Raw genomic sequence first — 15,942 nt, 5'->3', positions numbered from 1 at the left:
GCTCATGCAAAACGTCAGCCATCCGCTCCAGCGCCACAGATGCCAGAGCTACGGTTTCGCGTGCATTTGGAGCATTGGTGAGACCCACTAGGTCAAGCGCATCTAGATGGAGGTGCCAAAGGCTCATGGGTACATACTTTGCAGCCCGCTCAGCTAAGACCCATTCTGGGGACTTGCTTTTCGTCGGGCTCATGAGTGCGGGCACGAAACCGCCCGCGAGCATCTCTGAATAAAAATCCGCTCCAGATCGGTTTACCAAGGAGTGGCGCTCAAGTTCTGTTGTGCATCGGTCCAGATGAGCTGTCGCGTCTCTTCTCGAGCGAGGCGCTCGGGGAGAGAACCAACTTTTCCAGGTTCTGGCGTCGAGAAACCGGGGACCGGATTGAGGCCCCATTGCTTCCATCACCAGCTCGGTTTGGGGATCCCCCGGGACGTTTGCGTTCCCCAACAGCATGGCCTTGAAATGACTTGCGCCGACTCGAGCCCGAACTCTCGGCAATGAATCGAGATAGCTGGAGGTCCGATTCATAAATGGGAAAGATGTGGCTTGGGGCGATAAAGAGCAGAGCATTGACCCAGCATTCACGCAAAGTCAAGAAGCAATTCGGGGTGACGGAAGTCGGCTGCAATTGCGCATCGACTGCAAGAGGCGAAGCGGATAACGTCTAGCCTAGATTTTTCATTGTCTATTGCGTGTTCGGCACTGAGCTTTTACCTTCGACCATGAGTGTTGCGTATGTCGCACCGCGAAGCTTTGGGTCGTTTCTTGCCGAGCTTCGGCGTCAGCGGGGCTTCAGCCAAAAGACGCTGGCGCGTCGTGCAGGAATTGCTGCATCCACACTCAGTGAAATCGAGAATCGACGCCGCATTCCACCGCCACAGAGGGCGGTTATTGCACTAGGCCTAGCGCTCAAGGCAACGCCTGAGGAGCAAAAAAGACTGATTAGCCTTGCCGACGAAGCACGCGCGGGCATTGGCCTGCGCGTCGGTCCAAAGATTCCGCCGCATGTAGCGCAGTTGCTGCGTGATTTGGCTGTTCTTGGCAACCGGCTATCCCCCGCCGAAGCTCGGCTTCTGCATCTCCGCGCGAAGGAGCTTTCCATGAAATAAGAAACGGCGAAGCCCCTTTCGAAGCCCCGCCGCCCAGGTTGCTCAGACAGTACTGTCTTCGCGAGTCGCGTTGCAAGACTATCAGATCTGAAAGCCAGGGGGAAGCTATTCGTCTCTAGCAATCGAAACCCCTATTCAGATCATGAACTTCCGGAAGTTTGCGCGTTCTCGTGTTCTTAAGTCGGCTCAGCAATTGCCTGATTTGAGAGGCCGCAATCCAGGTAAAGCTACCTGCTCATACTCCTGCTTGAAACATGCGCTCGCTTGCCTATCAGGACCGGTTGCGACAAATAGTTTGAGCACCTCTGGCCATCTCAGCTTGCGTTGATATGGCGACCGTGATGACAGAGGTCCGCTTGGCGCAGCTACGTCGCGACCAGTGTGGGATGGGGCGTGACGAAGGCTACAAGTCCTGGATTCGCGTTCGACGCAAACTGAGTTCGCCCGTCTCAAACCAGCACGCAATGATCAACCCGCTGTATCTGCGGTCGCTTCAATTGTTATCTGGGCTCGAGTTTTCGGCTGCGAATGTCGCCTTGTGGTTAGGGGCGAATGAGGTGCGTGAGCAGCATCCGCTTTGGCCAACAGAGCACATGCACCCAGGTACGGGCAGACACCCCGATCTGGATCGTAAATACAGTTCAGCGCCTGGTCTGCTAGACATTGCGAAGCAAGCTGGCATCAAGCACGGCGTGTATCCCGGAACCCGCATCCCGTTCGTGGCAACGATCGATTTCACCATTGCCACGGGTGATTGGCATGCGTCACGGTTGATCCATTGGAGCTGCAAACCTAGAAGCCTCTTGGATAGTGCTCCAAATCGCGCACGCATGTTGGAGCGCATTGAGCTTGAGCGACTGTATAGCCATGCCGTAGACGCTCTTCACGTTGTGGTTGACGGTACGAAATTTAGCCACACGCTGATCGGGTTTTTAGATGCCCATCGCCCGCCCAGGTCTGAATTGCGTGACCCCTTCTACCGCGACCGGCTACCTGAATTTTGCGGCCTCTACATGTCTGTCGTTGACGAGCCAATTGAGCGAGCGAGGCAATTCGTCGCCGAAAAGATGAAGCTGTCCAACTTGCATGCCCAAACCTTGTTCAGAACTGCTACTTGGATGGGGCTCTTAGACGCTGATTTCAGCACTCCCATTGTGATGACCCGCCCATTGCGTCTCGATGGCACCCGATTTAAGCAACGTTTGAGGGCCGAGCTTCTGGGAGAGACAAATGCGTGAATCACTGAAGGGAAAAGTCATTCGAATCCACGACGACAACGGTTACACCGATCTTGGGCGGATCATCTATGAATTTGTCGATAACGACGACGTTTTGTTTATCGAGTTTCCTGCGTTGTCTGTGAAAGGAGCGCAGGAGGGTGATCCAGCTAACGCCTCAGAGGCCAAAGAGAAAAGGAAACGTAAGCCTTGCTACCTAAGGATGCCAAGGCGTATTGCACGAGGGATGATTCCCCTCATCGGGGGTGGTCGAAGTGTCTCGCTTGTTGATTTCACTGTGCCGACTGAATGGCTATTGACTGACGACCAGCTGAAACAAGAGGCCACGTCGATAGAGAAAAATCGCCGGAATCTACTCGAGTGGCTCAGCCACAGAGAGCAACAGAAGGAGATCATTGCTCCCATTGTTGGTGATTTTGGTGAGTATGAGCTTTTGGAGCTGGGACTTTTGCAGGAGCAAGTTCAAGCAAGATCGAAAGCGTTGAACTACCCAACTACAAAAAAAGTGCGGCAAGCAATGTTGCGCTTCCTATTAGGGTGTGGCCACCCAAACGCGTTACTTCCCAATTGGGGGGAGATCGGAGGAAAAGGAACAGAGAAGTTCACGGTTAAAAAAACGGGCCGTCCTAGTGGAAGGTGTCGCGTTCCTGACGCTCTTCCTGAACATATTTCAGACGAAGAAGACCGAAGAAAACTGAGAGACGGCTATCGAAAATACAAGCGAAAGCGAGTGTCTGTTCATGTCGCATACCTGCGGACTATGGAAGAGCATTGGCCCGGAAATGAATCTATTACCCATCGATCACAGCGACAGTATTTCCTGCTCCCTGCCAATCAGCGCCCAACGGAGGCAGCATTCATATGGGCAGCGCGGTCACTATGTTCCGCCTCGCGGATCAATATGGGCGAACGTGTGCACAGAGCTGTCAAACGCGCTCTCAAGGGTTTGCGTTCGGACGGCATTGTTGCGGTGGGGCAGCTTGGTTTGATCGACAGCACCAGTGAAGACCAAACGCTAGTTTCAGCGGTCAACCTTCTCAAGGTCCTTCCGTCAACTTACAGAACCGTGGTCATTGACGTTCGTACGGAATACATCCTGGGCCTCTACTGCGGATTCGAGCGTCCTAGCACGTTGACATCGCTGCTAGCAATTCTCCATTGTGCAACTGACAAAGTGGCCTTCTGCGCAAAGCACGGCGTCTCCATAAGCGAGGGAGACTGGCACTCTCGACTGCCAAGAAGAATCAGAGCTGACAACGGTGAGATCAAGAGCGAAAAGGGTATCAGCACGATGTCCGCGACAGAGGTCGGCTTGGAGTTTGTGCGCTCGTACGCGGGGGACATGAAAAGCTTGGTCGAGGCCACCCACTTGATGATGCATCGCTATGCAGACCATCACGCTGCGGGATCTACCCAAGGTCAGCCAAAAGAGCGAGGGGAGTCCAGTCGCGAAGAAGATGCATGCCGTACCTTTGAGCAAAACATGAAGTTTGTCATTGAGACGGTGCTCTATATCAACAATGAACAGGCGGTTCCGCATCTACTCACTGTCGAAATGCGGGCGGAGGGAGTGAAGCCTACACGTCGTGCGATCTATGAGTGGTGTGTTGAAAAAGGATATGTGACCAGTGAGCCCACAGATCTGGATACGCTCCATGCCCATTGTCTGCCTAAGCTCAAGGCAGTGATTCATCGCGATGGGATTCACGTGTTTGACCCCCGGGACGATCGAAGGCTCATTCCGGGCCTGGTCTTCGTCAGCAATTGGTTAGCTGAATCGGGGCTATGCGAGCGCGCAACCCGTGGTCGTATTCCGTGTGAATTGCAGCTCGATCCTCAGGATATTTCGACAGCCTATGTGGTGCGCCAAGGTCTGCATCAGCTCAGCCTAAAGACAGCGGATCCTCTGGTTAAGGAACTGACGTTGCTCGAGTATTTGCTGATGACTGATGACGACAAGCATGTGGTGGACGCTATGCGGTCAGATCAGGAATCGCGCGACGCTTTTTTTCATTCGAGCAACCAAGATGCAAACAAGGCAGCAAAAGCCGCTAAAGCTCAAGCATTGGCTGATGCAGGCAAGGCCAAGCCGTCTCGTAGTTCCGGCTATGAAAAACGGAAAAACTTGGACGATGAACTGTCCCGGCAGCATCTGAAATCGCTCGGTTTGGGGGACTTCGGCGAGCAAGCGCAATCGATCTCTCCTGATCAATCGACCGACTACGACTTAGCGCACGTCCCAGCTCTTCGGCAATCAGGCCCGACGGCGCTACCCGGACTTGCTCGGGGCAATGATGAACAACCGACGGACTGGAGAGCGCACTCATCTCCTGGTCGGGAAAGCGCTCAAAGCATCACGGGTGATTTGATGGCTCAAATCAGAAAAGCTAGAAGAGGGTGACGTGGGAAGTTCGAATCAACTTTTCCTGACTGACCAGGGAAACCCGCTTCTGGCGCCGCTGCTCCCAGAGCGCAGTTTTATGCAATGGGCAGAAGATCTGTACTTTGACCCGATGCCAAATACGTCGGCCGCAGGCACGCAAATCTCTGAGAGTCATCTTCATCTTGTGGAGCAGATGTTCATTCCCGGCCAACGGTCGGTTGTGCTCGCGATGAGTCTCGCATCAATGATGATTTCTGGTTTACGACGCCGAGATCCTCGGCTTCCCACTAATCGGCACTATCTATACAAGCTTGCAACCTTTTCGGACAACGTAAATAAGCAGAACCTAAAAGACATTCCTTGGTTGGGTGAGGGTGCGTCAGGCGCAATTCTGCAAGGGCCTACCGGGAGTTCAAAAAGCCACTCATGCGATGCATTTCTACGGCTAATTCCCCAGTATGTAGATCATTCCGTCAACGATGAGTGTGGGTGGATTGAGCTTCGGCAACTGGTCTATCTGCGCGTACATATGCCTGCCGATCTTAGTCGCAAGGGGTTGCTTCTTAACGTTATTTGGAAAGTCGACGAAGCACTGGATACGAAATATGGCAATGAGATCAGTAACCGCTTGACGCAAGAGCAACTATTGGTGGAGGTGCTAAAGATTTTAGCTGTTCATCGGTGCGGGCTGTTGATTATCGAGGAAGTGCAGGAGCGGAATGTTTCTTCTCAAACCCTGGGTAATGAATTTTCCACGGTCTTTTTGAAAATTATGAATTCAGGAGTGCCCCTGGTTCTGGTGGGGAATCCGATCTCTTTTGATCGAATCATGGCGTTCTCACAAGATCGACGGAGGCTTACCGCCGGTGGTCAGTTTGATTTCGCCCCGGCGTTTGATCACAAGGATGAAGAATGGGAGCTTGATTTGGTTCCTGGAATTTGGGCGTGGGGAATTTTTCCAGAAGAGGATGAGCATATTGCTAATCTCCCCCAATATCTCTTCGATCGGACAGGAGGAATCCCCGGAGTACTGAGCTTGTATCGGCGGGAATGTCTGATAGAAGCCTTTCGTAGCGGTGCTTCAAGAGTGATGCGCGATCATGTAGAGGCGGCTTTTTGGTCACCCTCTATGGTCGGAATGCACTCACTTATTGATGCCTATCGAAATAAGGATCTCCAAGCTCTTGCAAAAGAATTTACTGATCAGCCAGTATCTTATCTGCGCGACAAATGGGAGCGAGAGCGGAGAAAAAGAGCAAATGGTAGTTGAATCCAATGACAACCAACTTCAAGGGGGACACGGCCTTCAGTTCGTTCCCTCCTGGATGGAGGATGAGTCTCTCTACTCATGGTGCTGTCGTTGGCACAGTCATACATTGAATCGCACGCGAACTACCGGGCTGGCATTATTTGGAGTTTCGAGTGCCGCAAAAGTTTGGTATGCACCAAACCCCTTTGAATGGTTTGACCGCGTGACCATGGGGCTGCTGGGTTCGCCTCACTCAATTCTGAAAAATAGAACGGTGGCGGGTTCTTATCTCGCACTTGCTGATTCAGATGATCGGCGACGTGTGGAGCTTGGTGAGCTACCCCCAGCTCACTTGTTCAGCGCAAAATCGGGCGGCAGCACATCTCTGCGCTACTGTGAAAAATGCGCATCAGAGCATATTTCGTCGCATGGAGTTGCGATCTGGCGAGTCTCTCATCAACTTCCGGGCGTCGTAGTCTGCGTAGAACATGCTCAACCATTAGTTGAGTATTCGCAAGTTCGCCAGATTTGGACCCTGCCTCTTTCGAGACGAGCAGGCGAAATATGTATTGCTTCGCAAAGGGAGCTGGAGTTCATGATTGCCGTAGCCAGGGCGGCTCGGTACATTTTCGAATGCGAAGCAGTAGACGTAAATCTGCTTCGGAATAATGCCTGCAAGGTGCTGTGTGAAGCCTATGGTGCACTGGATGCTAAAAGGTTAGACCCTGAACTCGTGGAGCGTGAATGGAGCCGTTCGACCTTGTTTCAGTGGTGTACTCGCACCGCGACATGTATTAAGGCATTTCCAAGATTTTGGCTCACTGATGTGATTAGAAAACGGCGCTCAGAAAGAAATCCTTTGAGATGGGCGTTTGCGATTGCATATTTCAGTGAGCGATCATGGACTTCGATTGACATTTTTTTTGCAAACCTGTCTGTTTCGCAGTCTACTCAGCTCTCCTTGTGGTCAGATATCGAAGATATTCCGCAGGAAATCCAGCACGCTTTTGAGCGCGCGCATAGCCTTACCGAAGCGGCCGCGATGCTGAGAGTTACAGCACCTACCGTCCGCAGATGGATACGCACTAATCCAGATCTTTCCGGTATCACTCAGCATTGGAAATTCAGGCGATGATAGCAAACGTGCCAGATGGAGTAGAGCTCGATTCCTATGTAAACTTGCTGCAATATTTGCGTGGTGGAAGAGCAAGTCCTTTCAAGAGGAGGTGCCTTATTTGGCGCGCCAATCAGGTTTCTGAGTCCATGCTCAGCGGTCGAAGTAATCCGTTGCAGATACTTGTGAGGCACTCCGTCTGGCCTTTGGTAGTCGCAACGCTTTGCGAATCTGCGAATCATAGCGTGATACCAGAAATGACCTCGGCGCATGTTGACGATGATTTTTCCGAAAGGGTCATGCGCTTGATGCCAAAACGCGCGCCGAGCTATAGGCGTTGCCCGCGCTGCATATCTGAGGATCTTAAGGAGTATGGATTCGCCTTCGGTCGGAGTCTGCATCAATTAACCGTTGTACGCACTTGCCCGAGGCATGACGTAGTACTGGAAGAGGAGTGTGCGAAGTGCCAAGCAGGTTTTGAGTCGCCGATCCGTTGTGCACCATATAGAGGCGAACTTCAGCTATGCCGCCAATGTGGATCGACAAAAGGACGACCGGTTCCTCATACACCTTCAGACGGCTATAGGGCGTTGGTTGAGCTGCTTGGTTGTGGAATGGAAGGGCGTGCACCTGAAGTCGGGCCGCGGATGTTGAAAGTTGCGTTGGATCGTTTTGCCGAGCTTACTTTGGAGCATGGTGTTGACTTATTTCCAATGTTCTCTAGGTTTTGGGCTAAAAATGATTTGCAAGGCGCCTGCGAGGTGAGTAGTGCCAATCCGCAGGAGATTCGTGCTGCATTGTTGTTTGGTACTCCTCCAAATAGCGTTATTTCCGCATACGTATTGGCCAGCTTCTTTCATGCAGTGATCGTCAAAGAAGACGGCTTGCCGATCGGCCCAGCAGTTCGTACGCCCAGTTGGAAGTTCAAAACTAACTTTCTGGTGCATTCTCGCATCAAATGTCGGGCTCGAGAATTCGGGATACCTATGCGGGTTATGTATTGGGTTTTTCTTGGGGACTGGTCAGCCATTCGCAGGTTTGGCTATTCCAATAAGGAGCTCCGTCGGTTTGTTGCTACGCTTGAAAGCTGGGAGCAATTGGTTATTCACGCGCGCAGGGCGATATTTCTGCGGGAAAGGCTGCGCAGGCTCAATTTCAACGATGGGAAAATAGCGAGGCCGCCGAAAGTTTTGGTGAGGAGCGCTGAGAACTGCCGTGTGATGGAGCGATTCAAATTCGCTTGTAAGCTATTGGAACTACATTGCGAAGTGGTGCTTCTGGATGGCGCCCGGAGCGAAAGCCCTGTAGTGCTGCTCGATGGAGTAGAGGTGAGGTACGAGTGTCCATATAAATTCTATACATACGTTATACAGCGTGCTCAATCTTGGCCTCAGCTTCGGGCGCTGAAATTTTTTATGATTCCCAACGTCCCGTGCTTTCATAATGACCCATGACAACTGCGTATTTCGGACACGCCTGAACACGGGGTCCATTTCGATGCGGCCACTCCGCCGACAGCGTTGACAGGTCGGAAAAATCCGACCCCTGCGCTCTTGTGGGGCAGAATTCGGTCAACTCGGGACATTCGAAGCCTAGCTCAGGAGAACCAGAAGCTAGTGTTCGTGCGCTTTGTTCAAAATTCGCTTGCCCCGCCCCTTGGGGCCACCTTTATAAAAGCCTCTTCCAAAATGTGAAGAGGTGAATTTGTGAGCAACCGAATGCGATTCCTGAGCCCTTCAGAGGCAGCGAGAAGGCTTGACATCTCCGCAAAAGCGCTACGTATTTACGAGCAACGTGGTCTTATTGCGCCGACGCGCACCGAGGCTGGCTGGCGGTCTTACGGACCGGAGGAGATGCAGCGTGCCGGCGAAATTGTGGCCCTTCGTGCGCTGGGCTTGAGTCTTGCGCAAGTGGCCGGTGTTTTAAAAGGCGAGGCCGAGGGACTTGAGCCTGCCTTGGCCTTGCATCAGGCTGTGCTGGAAGGCGCTGCGCGTCGATTGGGAGACACCATCGAACGTGTTCGTGGCCTACGAGCCAAATTGGACAGTGGACAGAGGCCAACCCTCACCGAGTTGACGCGCTTGCAGGATTCGACCAGTGGGCTGAGTGTTGAATTCGAACTTCCCTGGCCCTGGGGTGGTGAATACTTCCGCTTGCACGACATACGTCCCCTGAACTACATCGTGGGCCCGTTAGGAAGTGGAAAAACTCGATTGGCGCTGCGTCTAGCCGAGGTGCTTCCTTCGGCTGCGTTCCTTGGTCTAGAGCGGGTTCTGTCAGGTGATGCCAAGGCGCGCTTAGATGCGGACACGAACCTACGGCTACGCGTCAACCATGCGATTGATTGGCTGGTCGAAGACGGCGCTGTCGCCTCCGAGGCGCTAATCGCTTTGCTGATCGGACTGGAAGCCGAAGGGCCAACCATTCTGGTCGTCGACATGGTCGAGCACGGACTGGATACGCCCACTCAACAGGCTCTGTCTGCCTATTTGCGTCGCCGCATGTCCTTGGAGCGCCCGCTCTTCTTAATGACACGTTCTGCTGTCATCCTCGATTTAGCTTCCATTGGCACTGGAGAGTCCATTCTTCTCTGCCCTGCCAATCACAGCCCACCGATTCGCGTGGCGCCCTATCCAGGTGCGGTCGGCTATGAAGCCGTCGCAACTTGTTTGGCAGCTCCTGAGGTACGCGCGCGAACGGAAGGCGTTATTGCATGGCGGCCGCAGGGGCATGTGTACGAGGATGGGCACCTCTCAGCTCGTTGCTAGCCACATTTTTTGCAGTGCAAAGGCGTTTGCGAATCCGGAAACATGGACAGCCAAGAGCAGGCGTTTGAGAAGCAGCCTCACTGTAGTGGAGATGCACCACCCGCCAATCGAAACCCATTTGTTTCCACACCGTCTTGGCCGTTTGCAGCCGGTGACTGAGGAATCCTGCTGAGGGTACTCATGGCGCTGGACTGACCAGGCATCACTACCGTCATATGCGATTCAATTGCGCGACCGGTAAGGAAATCTCGCTTGTCAATCACCTAGTGGAATACTTTCAGTGAGCGCAAGTGGGCTAGTTCTATTGCGCTTTCAATGTCCGCAACAAGGCAAAAATGAGTACTGCTACGCGACCCAGCCGAGGGTTATCAGTATTGTGCCCACTGCCCTATGGCACTGCCCTCTCGTGTTTTGGAGTCCCTCTGCCAGTAGATCCAATCATTGTTAGCGAGCTGGTTCTAGCAAGCCCAAGATCCACTCATTGCATTCCTCATTCGCATTCTCCCGCTTGGCCGTGCCCTTTAGAACGGCAATACCAGATCCACTCATTGTTATTAAGACCCATTCTGCTAACGAAGATTGGTCAACTGGCTAACAAAGATTGGCTAATGGCTAACAAAGAGTGGCCATACAGTCGAGAACGAGTTCCCGGTCTCCCGTGCGAGCCACTTCGCGAAATGTCTTTGCGATGACAGCGTCAAATAGTTTCGACGAGCTTTGAGCGTGAGCGTGCCTCTGCTACCGGGCGCGACCCGTTCTCGGGCCCGCATCCATTGACCAGTTGCTAGATCGTAGTCAGGTACCCAATTTCGGTAGTCCGTCATTGGGTACATTCACCCCTGGTTACAGAGATCCAATCTAGACAACGGATGACAGAACAACACCTCACACTCAGCCAACTCGAAAGCCATCTGTGGGAATCCGCCAACATTCTGCGCGGCCCGGTGGATGCGGCTGACTTTAAGACCTATATCTTCCCGCTACTGTTTTTCAAGCGCATCTGCGATGTTTGGGATGATGAATATCAGGAGATTGTTGATGAGACCGGAGACGAGCAATTGGCTTGGTTTCCCGAGTCTCACCGCTTCCAGATCCCAGAAGACTGTCACTGGAACGATGTCCGTACAAAAGCCAACAACGTTGGTACCGCCTTACAGCGCGCCATGCGCGAAATCGAGAAGGCCAACCCAGACACTCTGTACGGTGTTTTCGGTGATGCCCAGTGGAGCAACAAAGACCGCCTGTCTGACGCTTTGCTCAAGGACCTGATCGAACACTTTTCACGTCTGCCATTGGGAAACCAGAACGTCGCCTCTGACTTGCTTGGTGATGCGTATGAGTACCTAATCAAGAAGTTCGCCGATGCCACCAATAAAAAGGCGGGCGAGTTCTACACTCCGCGCAGCGTGGTGCGCTTGATGATTGACATGCTTGACCCCCGCGCGGGTGAGACCATTTACGACCCAGCATGCGGTACCGGCGGCATGTTGCTGGCTGCGGTGCAACACGTCAAAGACACCCATGGCGATGTCAAGCTGCTTTGGGGGAAGCTGTTTGGCCAAGAGAAAAACCTCACCACCTCGTCCATAGCCCGCATGAATCTGTTCCTGCATGGCATTGAAGATTTTCAGATCGTGCGTGGTGACACCCTGCGCAACCCGGCTTTCTTCGATGGTGACCGCCTTGCCAACTTCGACTGCGTCATTGCCAATCCACCGTTCTCGTTAGAAAAGTGGGGTGAGGAGCAATGGGTCAACGACCCCTTCGGCCGCAACTTTGCAGGCCTGCCCCCTTCCAGCTCAGGCGACTTCGCCTGGGTGCAGCACATGGTCAAGTCGATGGCGGAGGTCAAAGGACGCATGGCCGTGGTCTTGCCCCAAGGTGCACTGTTCCGCAAAGGCGCTGAGGGCGCGATACGCCAAAAGCTGCTTGAGATGGATTTGATCGAAGCCGTCATTGGCTTGGCCCCCAACCTGTTCTACGGCACGGGCCTGGCTGCTTGCGTCTTGGTGCTGCGCAAGAAGAAGCCTGTCAAACGACGCAAACAGATCATGGTGGCTGATGCGTCACGCCTTTTCCGGCGTGGCCGGGCACAGAACTATCTCGAGCCAGAGCATGCGCTAGAAATCCAGTGCTGGTTCGAGAAATTTGAAGATGTGCAAGACGCCGTGCGTATCGTCAATCTGGATGAGATCAAGGCAGAAGACTGGACCCTCAATATTTCGCGATACGTCTTGCCACCGCTACAGGAGGATATTCCCGCACTGCCGGATGCTATTGCTGCTTTCAAAGAAGCACTCACCCGCTGCCGCGATGCTGAAACCCGTCTGGCTGAGGTGATGAACGAGGGAGACTGGCTGCAATGATGCCCTTAATTCAATTGCAAGGTGCAAATCCTGTCGCCCTTTTCGACACCGCATTAAATGCTGCGCATTCGCGGGCATCAGCTGGTGGCCAGCTGGCCGAACCTTATTTTGTGCGTGAGCTTATTTCAAACACCACAATTCGGGCTCTGAACACGGCAGCAGCAAATTCGTATGACGAAAACCTGAATGTTGTTCGTTTTCGGGGAGGTTTCCTGCATTCACGCCCTTGGGCAGTGTTTGACGCTTTGGACAGTTTAGGCAATAAAAAAATTGGCTGTACAAGAGAACTTGCAGACGCGTTACTAGTATTTCATTTAACCGAGCAAGATGGCACTGGCGCTCACAAAATTGTTCGACGCGCGGCTTGCCTTCTAATGTTTAAAATGTCCCATTCGGCTTTGCCGACTACTCCAAGTTTCATTCCGTTAGGGGCAGTTCTCCCCAACAACACTGACCAAGAGCAGTTCTATCTTTTCAATCAGTGGCCTGAATTTGATTTAAAAACATCGAAAAAAACCAAAATCAAAGGCAAGGGAAATTATTTGCTAGCTAAAAATTCAGATTTTAGTTTCGGTAAATACTCATTGGTCTGGGATGGCGGCGTAGTGCCCCCTCAATGGTCAGAACGCTGGCGATATGCTGCCCCAATTGCATCGGTTCCGGTTACTGATTCGCTTGGTTCTCTGCTCGGAAAACTCGTAGATTCCCATAAAACTGTTGGCGAAACTTTCACTCCTACCGGTACCAGAGATTGGGATTTTTTGTTGAAAGATTTACTTCAATATGCAGAAACCAAATTTTGGAAAGGCAGCCGAAACGCCAATCCAGCTGGTCTTTCTTTCCTATCTCATTTTGAAAAGACGATAGAAAACTTGGGCACGTGCATGCAGCACGCCCGGTTGGGTTTGGGCCCTGACTATGACCCGGGTATGGAGTATTACTACATGCGCCATTTTCACCATTCGAGAATGCATGAGGGATATCCAAATATCAATAACGAGATCGATTTGGATGGCATGCCGATAATTTTTGCCACCGCCACTTCCTTCAAGTCACCAGAGCGAAGAGATGCCCCAAGTCTGCAGGCCCGTAAAAGGGCACTTTTGGACGCACTCCGTTCGTTGAGATAACAGCAGACTCAACATGAATCGAATTACCCAACAAGAACTCGAAAGCTACCTCTGGGGTGCAGCCGTCTTGCTGCGCGGCCTAATTGACGCGGGCGATTACAAGCAATTCATCTTTCCGCTGCTGTTCTACAAGCGCGTGGCCGACGTCTGGGAGGAAGAGTACCAGGCAGCGGTAGTGAACTCGGGTGGCGACCTGTCTTATGCCAAGTTCTCGGAAAACCATCGCTTCCAGATCCCCGAGGGGGCCAACTGGAACGATGTGCGCCAGACGCCCAAAAACGTCGGTGCCGCCATTCAGCGCGCCATGCGTGCAATCGAATCAGCCAACCCCGACATGCTCGACGGCATCTTTGGTGACGCGCCGTGGACCAACCGCGAGCGCCTGCCCGACGAAACGCTGAAGAATCTGATCGAGCACTTTTCCACCCAGACCCTGTCCGTCGCCAATGTGCCGGAAGATGAGCTGGGCAATGCCTATGAATATCTGATCAAGCGTTTCGCGGACGACTCTGGCCACACTGCGGCGGAGTTTTACACCAACCGCACCGTCGTCCACCTGATGACGCAACTCCTCGCGCCCAAGGCGGGTGAGTCCATTTACGATCCCACCTGCGGCACCGGCGGCATGCTGATCTCCGCGCTGGACGAAGTAAAGCGCTCTGGCGGCGAGTACCGCACGCTCAAGCTCTACGGGCAAGAGCGCAACCTCATCACCTCGACCATCGCCCGCATGAACGTTTTTCTGCACGGTGTGGAGGACTTTGAAATTATCCGTGGTGACACGCTGGCTGACCCTAAACTCATCGAAGGTGACCGACTGCGCCAGTTCGATGTGATCCTGGCCAATCCGCCGTATTCCATCAAGCAGTGGGACCGCGAAGCCTGGGCGCAAGACAAGTGGGGCCGCAACTTCATCGGCACGCCGCCGCAAGGCCGTGCCGACTATGCCTTTCAGCAGCACATTTTGGCCAGCCTCACTGACAAGGGCCGCTGCGCAGTGCTGTGGCCGCATGGGGTGCTGTTCCGCAACGAAGAGCAGACCATGCGCGTCAAGATGATCGAGCAGGATTGGGTAGAAGCCGTCATCGGCCTGGGCCCCAACCTGTTCTACAACTCCCCCATGGAGTCGTGCATCGTCATCTGCAACCGCAAGAAGGCTGCGGCACGCAAGGGCAAGGTGCTCTTCATCGACGCCGTGGCAGAGGTCACCCGCGAGCGGGCGCAGAGCTTTTTGAAACCCGAGCACCAGAAGCGTATTCTGGATTCCTTCAAAGCATTCACAGATGTGTCCGGTTTCGCCAAGGTGGCAACCCTGGCCGAGCTTGCTGCCGTTGCGGGCAATCTGTCCATCCCGCTGCACGTCAAGCGCGTTGCCGCCGCACCGGCAACCGACAGCAACGGTGAAGCGGTATCGCTGCAATCCACGTGGGACCAGTGGCAAACCGACGGCCGAGCGTTCTGGCTGCAAATGGATGCGTTGGTCGAAACACTGGACAGCCTGACTACAGAGGATGCTGACCATGTCTAACCACCCTGCTCAATTCGCACGAAAAGTCGCTGCTACTTTGATAGCTGCTTGCGCAATTTTCAAAAAGGCTACAGCCTGTTTTGACCACAAATCTATCCACTTCGAACGGCGTGTCGCCTTGGCAGTGGCAAACACGCATGTGGGGTTCTATGGGTAAAGCCAATCCGCCAAGTAAAAAAGCTGAGGCACTAAAGCCTGGCTGGAAAGTCTGGCGTTTTGATGAGGTTGCCACCAATGTGAATACCCGCGTCGATAACCCATCCGAGTCCGGAATGGAGCACTACGTTGGCCTGGAGCATCTAGATGCTGATTCGCTAAAGATTCGCCGCTGGGGCACACCGGACGATGTTGAGTCGACCAAGCTTTACTTCAAAGTCGGAGACATCATTTTTGGTAAGCGACGCGCCTATCAGCGCAAGCTTGGTGTCGCAGAATTTGATGGAATTTGCTCTGCACACGCATTAGTGCTACGGGCGAAACCCGCAGTCGTATTGCCGGAATTCCTACCGTTCTTCATGAAAAGTGACCTTTTCATGAATCGCGCTGTTGAGATATCAGTGGGCTCGCTGTCACCAACAATCAACTGGAAGACTTTGGCGGCACAGGAGTTTTCGATACCTCCTATTGAAGAGCAAAGAGTTATCACTGAGGTTCTTCGAGCAAACTTAGAGTGCTTTGACTCGTACCTTAGTCTAGAGATGTCAATTCGTGAGCTGCTGCTGTCTCAATCTTTGGCCTTGTTTTCTGACGTGGCGCAAGACATTGGGGCAATGAAGAAAATTGCCGAAATAGCAGAAGTTCAGTACGGTTTGACAATCAATGCGAAGCGTCGAGACATGGCTCAGCAATTGCCGTACTTGCGGGTTGCGAACGTACAGCGTTTTTCGCTGAATCTTAGTGAAGTGAAGGATGTAGGAGTCGAATCTCGTGACGATAGTTGCGCACTCAAAGGAAACGACATCCTAGTTGTTGAGGGGCATGCGGACATCAACGAACTTGGGAGGGCTGCAATGTGGGATGACCAGTTGCCAGTGTGTCTTCACCAAAATCACCTAA

The 15,942-nt window shown here is 53.0% G+C and carries 11 protein-coding genes and 1 pseudogene; all 12 read left to right on the top strand.

What is annotated here, in order from left to right; genetic code table 11:
* Positions 1–693 precede the first annotated feature (693 nt).
* On the top strand, positions 694–1,110 hold the full coding sequence (locus tag N4G42_RS15420; RefSeq protein WP_260667806.1) for a helix-turn-helix domain-containing protein: 417 nt from the start codon (positions 694–696) through the stop codon (positions 1,108–1,110).
* Positions 1,111–1,439: 329 nt separating this feature from the next.
* A complete protein-coding gene (locus N4G42_RS15415) occupies positions 1,440–2,348 on the top strand; it encodes a TnsA endonuclease N-terminal domain-containing protein (protein WP_137749093.1) in 909 nt (302 codons plus the stop codon).
* Positions 2,341–4,749 (top strand): hypothetical protein, encoded by a 2,409-nt coding sequence (locus N4G42_RS15410; protein WP_137749092.1) that lies wholly within the window; start codon positions 2,341–2,343, stop codon positions 4,747–4,749. The genes N4G42_RS15415 and N4G42_RS15410 overlap by 8 nt, the downstream gene beginning before the upstream one ends.
* A 1-nt stretch (position 4,750) precedes the next feature.
* Positions 4,751–6,001: an ATP-binding protein gene (locus tag N4G42_RS15405; protein WP_137749091.1), complete on the top strand. Its 1,251-nt coding sequence runs from the start codon at positions 4,751–4,753 to the stop codon at positions 5,999–6,001.
* Entirely contained in the window at positions 5,991–7,115 is a 1,125-nt protein-coding gene (locus tag N4G42_RS15400) for a TniQ family protein (protein WP_260667805.1), read from the top strand. The genes N4G42_RS15405 and N4G42_RS15400 overlap by 11 nt, the downstream gene beginning before the upstream one ends.
* Positions 7,112–7,528, top strand: a pseudogene (locus tag N4G42_RS25675) (TniQ family protein); the annotation flags it as partial. The gene N4G42_RS15400 and the pseudogene N4G42_RS25675, both read left to right, overlap by 4 nt.
* Positions 7,529–7,741: 213 nt before the next feature.
* Entirely contained in the window at positions 7,742–8,548 is an 807-nt protein-coding gene (locus N4G42_RS15395) for a hypothetical protein (RefSeq protein WP_260667804.1), read from the top strand.
* Positions 8,549–8,812: 264 nt separating this feature from the next.
* A complete protein-coding gene (locus N4G42_RS15390) occupies positions 8,813–9,862 on the top strand; it encodes a MerR family transcriptional regulator (RefSeq protein WP_137749088.1) in 1,050 nt (349 codons plus the stop codon).
* Positions 9,863–10,731: 869 nt separating this feature from the next.
* Positions 10,732–12,228: a class I SAM-dependent DNA methyltransferase gene (locus N4G42_RS15385; RefSeq protein ID WP_260667803.1), complete on the top strand. Its 1,497-nt coding sequence runs from the start codon at positions 10,732–10,734 to the stop codon at positions 12,226–12,228.
* Complete coding sequence (locus tag N4G42_RS15380; RefSeq protein ID WP_260667802.1) at positions 12,225–13,358, top strand: hypothetical protein; 1,134 nt, start codon at positions 12,225–12,227, stop codon at positions 13,356–13,358. Before N4G42_RS15385 ends, N4G42_RS15380 begins: the two co-directional genes overlap by 4 nt.
* Positions 13,359–13,371: 13 nt before the next feature.
* Positions 13,372–14,886: a class I SAM-dependent DNA methyltransferase gene (locus tag N4G42_RS15375; protein ID WP_260667801.1), complete on the top strand. Its 1,515-nt coding sequence runs from the start codon at positions 13,372–13,374 to the stop codon at positions 14,884–14,886.
* 149 nt (positions 14,887–15,035) lie between these two features.
* Positions 15,036–15,942: restriction endonuclease subunit S (locus tag N4G42_RS15370; RefSeq protein WP_260667800.1), on the top strand; the 907-nt coding region annotated here is incomplete at its 3' end.

It is taken from the genome of Acidovorax sp. K2F, from assembly GCF_025246485.1.
In the GTDB taxonomy this organism is placed as follows: domain Bacteria; phylum Pseudomonadota; class Gammaproteobacteria; order Burkholderiales; family Burkholderiaceae_C; genus Acidovorax; species Acidovorax delafieldii.
This window is presented reverse-complemented; position numbering and strand designations above follow the sequence as displayed.

Bases quoted from the DNA above. Each gene is read 5' to 3' on its own strand.
- N4G42_RS15415 (WP_137749093.1), top strand. From the start codon at position 1,440: ATGGCGACCGTGATGACAGAGGTCCGCTTGGCGCAGCTACGTCGCGAC.
- N4G42_RS15410 (WP_137749092.1), top strand. From the start codon at position 2,341: ATGCGTGAATCACTGAAGGGAAAAGTCATTCGAATCCACGACGACAAC.
- N4G42_RS15400 (WP_260667805.1), top strand. From the start codon at position 5,991: ATGGTAGTTGAATCCAATGACAACCAACTTCAAGGGGGACACGGCCTT.
- N4G42_RS15395 (WP_260667804.1), top strand. From the start codon at position 7,742: ATGTTGAAAGTTGCGTTGGATCGTTTTGCCGAGCTTACTTTGGAGCAT.
- N4G42_RS15390 (WP_137749088.1), top strand. From the start codon at position 8,813: ATGCGATTCCTGAGCCCTTCAGAGGCAGCGAGAAGGCTTGACATCTCC.
- N4G42_RS15385 (WP_260667803.1), top strand. From the start codon at position 10,732: ATGACAGAACAACACCTCACACTCAGCCAACTCGAAAGCCATCTGTGG.
- N4G42_RS15380 (WP_260667802.1), top strand. From the start codon at position 12,225: ATGATGCCCTTAATTCAATTGCAAGGTGCAAATCCTGTCGCCCTTTTC.
- N4G42_RS15375 (WP_260667801.1), top strand. From the start codon at position 13,372: ATGAATCGAATTACCCAACAAGAACTCGAAAGCTACCTCTGGGGTGCA.